Here is a 7,040-nt window from a genome sequence, read left to right on the forward strand (position 1 = left end):
ACTACCGGAACTTCATCCGGCTGAACTACAGCAGCCCGTGGTCGCCGGAAATCGAGCAGGCGGTGATCGCGGTCGGCAAGCTCGCGGCGTCGTGCATGCGATGAGACGAAGGCCGGTACGCGCGGCGTGCCGGCCTTTCGGCGCGGACGTCAGGGCCGAAAGGCCGGCCCGAACGTCGCGAGTCCCGGATCAGCCAGCTTTCGTGCGCAGAAACGCCGACACGCGCGCAAGCCCCTGCTCGAGCACGGTCCGGTTGTTCGCATAACCGATCCGCACGTAGCCTTCCATGTCGAGCGCGCTGCTCGGCGTGAACATCACGCCGGTCGCTTCGATCAGCTCCGTGCAGAACGCGCGAGACGGCATGTCGAACGCATACTTGAGCAGCGCCGTCGTGCCGGACTTCGGCTTGACCCACGAAATCGCCGGCTCGCGTTCGACCCAGGTATCGAGAATGGCCAGGTTGGTGCGCACGATGTCGTGATTGCGCTGCATGATCACGTCGCGGTGTTCGAGCGCCAGCGTCGCGAGATAGTCGTCGATCATCCCGACGCTGATCGTGTTGTAGTCGCGATGAACGCTCACGGCATGGATCAGCTCGACGGGGCCCGCGATCCAGCCGAGGCGCAGCCCGGCGAGCGAGTACGTCTTCGACATGCTCGCCGTGCTGATCCCGCGCTCGTACAGATCGGCGACCGATGCACTGTAGCCGCTGCCGACCTGATCGGTGCCGCGATAGACCTCGTCGCACAGCACGTATGCGCCGCACCGTTTCGCGATCTCGGCGACCCTGCCGAGCATCGCTTCGTCCATCAGCGAGCCGGTCGGGTTGTTCGGGTTGTTGATCGCGATCAGGCGCGTCTTGTCGTCTACGAGGGACGCGAGTTCTTCGAGATCCGGCAGAAAGGCGTTTTCCTCGCGCAGCTTCAGCACCTTCACGTTCGCGCCGTAGCTTTCCGGAATCGAATAGTGCTGCTGGTAGGTCGGCAACACCGACACGACCGTATCGCCCGGTTCGACCAGCGTTTCGTAGATCAGCGCATTGCCGCCGATCGCGCCGTGCGTGACGATCACGTTCGATGCCGACTGGCGCGCGTAGGTCGATGCGATCGCTTCGCGCAGACGCTGCGTGCCTTCGATCGCGCCGTACGTCAGCTTCATCGGACGCAGTTCGTCGAGCAGCGTGTCCTGCTTGCCGGTCATGGTCAGCAACTGGTCGACCGTCAGCGATTCGACGCACGTTTCCGCGAGGTTGTACGTACAGTGGTTCTCGTACAGGTCCATCCAGCGTTCGACGCCGAATTCCTTGATCTTCATGCTCGTTCCTTGGTCGGGATGGCCTTCAAAGCGATGCCGTCAAGTATCCACCTTTAAAAACATGATGTCCATAATGGACTAAAAATCCATGTTCTGTCATGGCGTGACGCGAGGAAGACGGGGGGCCGATCGAGGCGATCGAGTCGGTCAGCGACTGCCGCGTGCGACGGCCAGCATCACCCCGAAGCCGACGAGCAGGATACCGAAGGTGCGGTCGATCCAGTGACGCAAGGACAGCACGCGATCCCGGACGGCTTCGGCGGAGAAACAGATGGCCACGAGGCTGAACCAGCCTGCATGTGTCAGCGCGATGAACAGGCCGTAGCCGATCTGCACGAGTAACGGCGTGTCGGGGCGAACCGCCTGCATGAACAGGCTGACGACGAACACGGTGGTTTTCGGATTCAGCGCGTTGGTCAGGAAACCGGTGCGCAGCGCCGCGAGATCGGACAGCGGCGCGACGTGCGTCGCGGGGCGGCTGCCGGCGGGCCTGGCGGCGAGCATCTTCGCGCCGAGGTAGATCAGGTAGATCGCGCCGACGAGCTTGATGGCGTTGAAGAGCAACAGGGACTGGCGGATCAGCAGGCCCACGCCGAGCAGCGTGTAGCTCACGTGAATCGTCACGCCCAGTCCGATCCCCCACGCGGTGAGCAATCCCGCACGGCGTGAGAGCATCAGGCTGTTGCGCGTGACCATCGCGAAATCCGGCCCCGGGCTGATGACGGCCAGTAAGGTGATGGTGACTACGACTATCCATTCCGTCATTGCTTCGTCCTTTTGATTTTCATCGTGATGAGCGAATATTAGTGACCATGATTCGCCAGGAAAAGCGATGATTTCTGACCAGAATGGTGAGTTTGAATCACATGAGATGCGCGCCAGCCTGCCGTCGTTGATGGCGCTGCGCTGCTTCGAGGCGGCGGCGCGCCATGAGCATTTCAGCCGGGCGGCCGACGAATTGCATCTGACGCATGGTGCCGTCAGCCGGGCGGTGCGTCTGCTCGAGGACGATCTGGGTGTGGCGTTGTTCGAGCGGCGCAACCGTCGTGTCTTCCTGACCGACGCGGGGCGCAAGCTGGCGCAGGCCGTCCACGACGGTCTGCATTTGATCAAGCAGGCCGCAAACGCGCTGCGGGCCGACGCGGCGCGTGCGCAGCGCTGGGTGCTGTCGTGCGAGCCCACGCTGCTGATGCGCTGGCTGATTCCGCGCTGGCCCGACTTCCAGGCGGCTTACGCGGGCGTCGACATCCATCTCGCCGCGGCGGGTGGCCCGTTCTCGTTCGACAACGGCATCGACATGGCGATCCGGCGCAACGATTTTGCGTGGCCTGCCGGCTATCACGCGGAGAGGCTGTTCGCGGAGAAGGTGGGGCCGGTGTGCCGGCCCGACAAGGTCGAGACGTGGTTTTCCGGCAGTCGGGACGATCGCGCTCTGAAACGGAGCGCGCCGCGACTGCATACCCGCACACGGCCGGATGCATGGAAGGAATGGGCGGCGGCGGCGCATCGTACGGCGGGAAGCGGGCGCGGGCAGGTGTTCGACCATTTCTATTTCAGCCTCCAGGCGGCCGTGGCCGGACTGGGTGTCGCGATCGGGCCGTGGCATCTCGTGCGCGACGACCTCGAAAGCGGCGTGCTGGTCGCGCCGATGGGCTTCGTCGAAGACGGTTCGTACTACTGCCTTCTGACGCCGGAGCCCGTGACGGCCGGCAGCGCGTCGTCTGATCTGCTCGACTGGCTGAGGGCGATGGCCTGACGTGTGCGCCGGATTGCTGCGCGACGCCGGCGACATGTAAAAAAATGGTTCTTCGTGGATTTCTGTGGACGTCGCTTGTCGACCCGCAAGGGACCGTCGAGATTGCGGGAAGCGGACGTTCGTGCCATCGCTTGACTACGTGTAGCCGGCGATATGGAGCTTACGACTGTCCCGAGCCGCGGACCTATCCGTGATTTCGTGGGCGGGGCATATCATGAGGTGTGAACCGCCCCGGGAGTCGTGGAGGCTGGTTGGTTTAAGTTAATGCGGGTTCAGCGGCAGCTGTTTCAAGTTGCCGATAGTAGTTTGCCTCAGCTTCGGCGGGCGGGATATAGCCGAGGGGTTCCATCAACCGATGATTATTGAACCAGGCCACCCCCTGCAGCGTTGCCAGTTCAACGGATTCCCGCGTTTTCCAGGTGCGGCGATGAATCAGTTCAGCCTTGTACAAGCCGTTGATCGTTTCAGCCAGGGCGTTGTCATAGCTGTCGCCCCGGCTGCCGACCGACGGTTCGATGCCCGCTTCGGCCAGCCGTTCGCTGTAGCGAATGCTGACGTATTGGGACCCTCTGTCCGAATGGTGTATCAAGGTTCCGTCGTTGCCCGGGCTCCGCGCGTAAAGCGCCTGTTCAAGTGCATCCAGAACGAAGTCCGTGGTCATCGAGCTGCTGACTCGCCAGCCGACGATACGGCGAGCGAACACATCGATCACGAAAGCCACATACAGCCAGCCCTGCCACGTCGAAACGTAGGTGAAATCCGAAACCCAGAGCTGGTTCGGCCGTGCCGCCTTGAACTGGCGATTGATCCGATCCAGCGGGCGCGGGGCTATGGCATCAGGAACAGTCGTGCGAACACGCTTGCCTCGCATCACGCCGCGCAAACCCAGTTGCTTCATCAACCGTTCGACCGTGCAGCGCGCCACCGCGATACGCTCCCGGTTCATCTGCTTCCAGACTTTATCCGCGCCGTAGACCTGCATGTTGGCCCGCCACACGCGCTCGATCTCCGGCCGCAGACGTTCATCGCGGATTGCGCGAACAGAGCGCCGCGCCGGATCACGAAGCTGCGCGGCATGGCGTCGGTAGCCCGACGGGGCAATCCGCAAGACCTTGCAGATCGGCTCGACCCCGAAGGTGTCGCGATGCTGATCGATGAAGGCCTTCAGGATTTGAAACGGCGGTCGAGCTCCGCCTGGGCGAAAAACGCGCTCGCGACCTTGAGAATCTCGTTGGCACGACGCAACTCCTTGACTTCGCGCTCCAAGGCCTTGAGGCGCTCGCGCTCGTCTGTGGTCACGCCATCGCGCTCACCGTGAAGATTCATGTGATCTTGCGCCATGAACGCGCTCACGTCGAAGGCCTGTGCCTCGCGATGCGGGAGGGAGGCGTCCATACCATTTCTCTCAAGAGTTGGAGCCTCCACAAAATCCGTGGCGGTTCAAAGACCTTCTGGCACCCAGCCTTGGTCAAGGCTTCACGCTGCAACCCAAGGTGCTGATCCTGCGTCGAGACACGAGCATAGCCGATCAGCATTGGTTACCCGTCAATCCGTTTTCTTAGGGGCATTCTTCTTTGGCAACGGCAATTCAGCAGCAGATAGTCTTATCAGGTTGGTCAACCAATTTCGGTCTTCCCATTTGTCGCACGAGATCAAAAAGCACGCCTTCGCGCCAGGATACGGATTGGCTTCTGTCACATCCCCCAGAAAATTCTGGCCTTTGGTCGTCTGTTTCACAAAGAGTTGATCATCGCAAACTAGGGCGACCATCTTGCCATCGCAATAAATACCGTATTCGCCAAACATTTTCTTGGCGCTGACGGTTCCTGCACCCTCAATCTGATCAAGGATGAAATCCACAGTGGTCTGCCGAGAAGCCATTGAGAGTGCTCAGGCAGCGATGGGGGAGCACAGCTCAACCAAGGTGCCATCGGGGCATCGGACGTATGACACGGTTTGTCCCCAAGGCTTCACCATCGGTGCTTTCAAAGACAGCGCACCAGCCCCGATAGCGCGCTCATGCGCCATTGCGACGGATTCAGTAACGAGTGCGATTTCAACGCCAAGCGGTAGTGGCGATGCATCTGCGCGAAGATAGCCAGTAGGCAAATTGCTCGCACCCAGCGCGTGGTTTGCGAAGGCAAGTGTAGTTTCGCCCGTCTCAAGCTCGCCATAGCCGGACTCGTGCTGGAAACGTGTCTTCAGGCCAAACGCCTTCTCAAAGAAAGCTAACGATGCGCCAACATCGGCGACGTAGATGATGGTATATCCAAATTTCACGACTTCCCCTTATCGAAACTCATTGAGATGAGTAGGCAATCGAGAATAGCATTTCGAGAATCGCAATGCCTTGAGTTTGCTCACCGCATCGGCGGCCCGGCATGGTCTCTCAAAATCCCTCGTTTTTCAGGAGAAGGAGTCTGCATGCCCCGCCGTTCGATCCTGTCCGCCGCCGAGCGGGCAAGCCTGCTGGCGTTGCCCGACACCGAAGAAGAACTCATCCGGCACTACACATTCAACGAGCGTGACCTGTCGCTGATCCGCCAACGGCGCGGCGACTCGAACCGTCTGGGCGTTGCCGTTCAGATGTGCCTGCTGCGTTTCCCCGGTCAGGGTCTGCTGCCCGACGCCACTGTGCCCACGTTCCTACTGCAATGGATCGGGCGGCAACTGTGCATCGACCCGGCGTGTTGGCCGCAGTATGCCGAGCGGGAGGAAACACGACGAGAGCATCTGCTTGAGCTGCGTGCGTACCTGGGCATCGAGCCGTTCGGACTGGCGGACTATCGTGAGGGCGTCCATGCCTCAACCGAGCTGGCCTTGCAGACAGACAAGGGCATCGTGCTCGCCAGCAGTGTCATCGACTCGCTGCGTCACCGACACATCATCTTGCCAGCGCTGGATGTCATCGAACGCATCGGTGCCGAGGCGATCACCCGCGCCAATCGGCACATCTACGATGCTTTGACCGAACCGCTATCGGATGCGCATCGCCGTCGCCTCGATGATCTGCTCAAGCGCCGCGATAGCGGCAAGACGACCTGGCTGGCTTGGCTGCGCCAGTCGCCCGCCAAACCGAATTCGCGCCACATGCTTGAACACATCGAACGCCTCAAAGCCTGGCTGGCACTCGAACTTCCCTCCGGCATCGAGCGGCTGGTTCACCAGAACCGGCTACTCAAGATCGCGCGCGAGGGCGGCCAGATGACGCCCGCCGACCTGGCCAAGTTCGAGCCGCAGAGACGCTACGCGACTCTCGTGACGCTGGCCATCGAGGGCATGGCTACCGTCACCGACGAAATCATCGACCTGCACGACCGCATCCTGGGCAAGCTGTTCAACGCCGCCAAGAACAAGCATCAGCAGCAATTCCAGGCGTCCGGCAAAGCCATCAACGCCAAGGTGCGCTTGTATGGGCGCATCGGCCAAGCGCTGATAGATGCCAAGCAATCTGGCCGAGACCCGTTCGCTGCCATCGAGGCTGTCATGTCTTGGGATGCCTTCGCCGAAAGCGTCACAGTGGCACAAAAGCTCGCTCAGCCCGAGGACTTCGATTTTCTGCATCGCATTGGCGAGAGCTACGCCACATTGCGCCGCTACGCGCCGGATTTCCTCGACGTCCTCAAGCTGCGGGCGGCGCCTGCCGCCAAGGACGTGCTCGATGCCGTCGACGTGCTGCGCGGCTTGAACACCAACAACGCCCGCAAGGTGCCCGCCGATGCCCCGACCGATTTCATCAAGCCGCGCTGGCGGAAGCTGGTGATGACCGATGCCGGCATCGACCGGCGCTACTACGAACTGTGCACGCTGTCGGAGTTGAAGAACTCGCTGCGTTCGGGCGACATCTGGGTGCAGGGGGCGCGCCAGTTCAAGGACTTCGAGGGTTACCTGGTGCCGCCCGAGAAGTTCGCCAGTCTCAAGCAGTCCAGCGAATTGCCGCTGACCGTGGCCACCGACTGTGACCAGTACC

General features: G+C 61.5%; 6 protein-coding genes, 2 pseudogenes and 1 other annotated feature. Of the genes and pseudogenes, 2 read left to right on the top strand and 6 right to left on the bottom strand.

The features are described 5' to 3' along the window. Positions 1-189: 189 nt before the first annotated feature. Positions 190-1,314, bottom strand: coding sequence for an aminotransferase (locus tag J7024_RS35850; RefSeq protein WP_234745960.1), 1,125 nt, complete (start codon positions 1,312-1,314; stop codon positions 190-192). 147 nt (positions 1,315-1,461) lie between these two features. Then, entirely contained in the window at positions 1,462-2,079 is a 618-nt protein-coding gene (locus tag J7024_RS35855) for a LysE family translocator (protein ID WP_124897871.1), read from the bottom strand. A gap of 67 nt (positions 2,080-2,146) precedes the next feature. Between J7024_RS35855 and J7024_RS35860 the strand changes: the two genes are divergently transcribed. After that, positions 2,147-3,070 carry a LysR family transcriptional regulator gene (locus J7024_RS35860; protein WP_124897872.1) on the top strand — a complete coding sequence of 308 codons (924 nt, stop codon included), beginning with the start codon at positions 2,147-2,149 and terminating at the stop codon, positions 3,068-3,070. 256 nt (positions 3,071-3,326) lie between these two features. Here the strand turns inward: J7024_RS35860 and J7024_RS35865 are convergent. From J7024_RS35865 to J7024_RS35880, 4 genes and pseudogenes are all read right to left on the bottom strand, one after another. Then, positions 3,327-4,384, bottom strand: a pseudogene (locus J7024_RS35865) (IS3 family transposase); the annotation flags it as partial. After that, positions 4,164-4,280, bottom strand: a sequence feature (AL1L pseudoknot). (Overlaps the previous pseudogene by 117 nt.) Positions 4,385-4,461: 77 nt before the next feature. Beyond that, a pseudogene (locus J7024_RS35870) lies at positions 4,462-4,605 on the bottom strand (recombinase family protein); the annotation flags it as partial. Between the two features lie 10 nt (positions 4,606-4,615). Then, positions 4,616-4,951, bottom strand: a complete 336-nt coding sequence (locus J7024_RS35875; RefSeq protein ID WP_175762574.1) for a TfoX/Sxy family protein — start codon at positions 4,949-4,951, stop codon at positions 4,616-4,618. A 9-nt stretch (positions 4,952-4,960) separates the two neighbouring features. Continuing rightward, a complete protein-coding gene (locus J7024_RS35880) occupies positions 4,961-5,350 on the bottom strand; it encodes a VOC family protein (protein ID WP_124897874.1) in 390 nt (129 codons plus the stop codon). Positions 5,351-5,494: 144 nt separating this feature from the next. Here J7024_RS35880 and J7024_RS35885 point away from each other — a divergent pair. Further along, the coding region (locus J7024_RS35885) for a Tn3 family transposase (RefSeq protein WP_234745962.1) at positions 5,495-7,040 on the top strand (1,546 nt) is incomplete at its 3' end.

Source organism: Burkholderia sp. WTPI3 (assembly GCF_021483755.1).
Classification (GTDB): domain Bacteria; phylum Pseudomonadota; class Gammaproteobacteria; order Burkholderiales; family Burkholderiaceae; genus Burkholderia.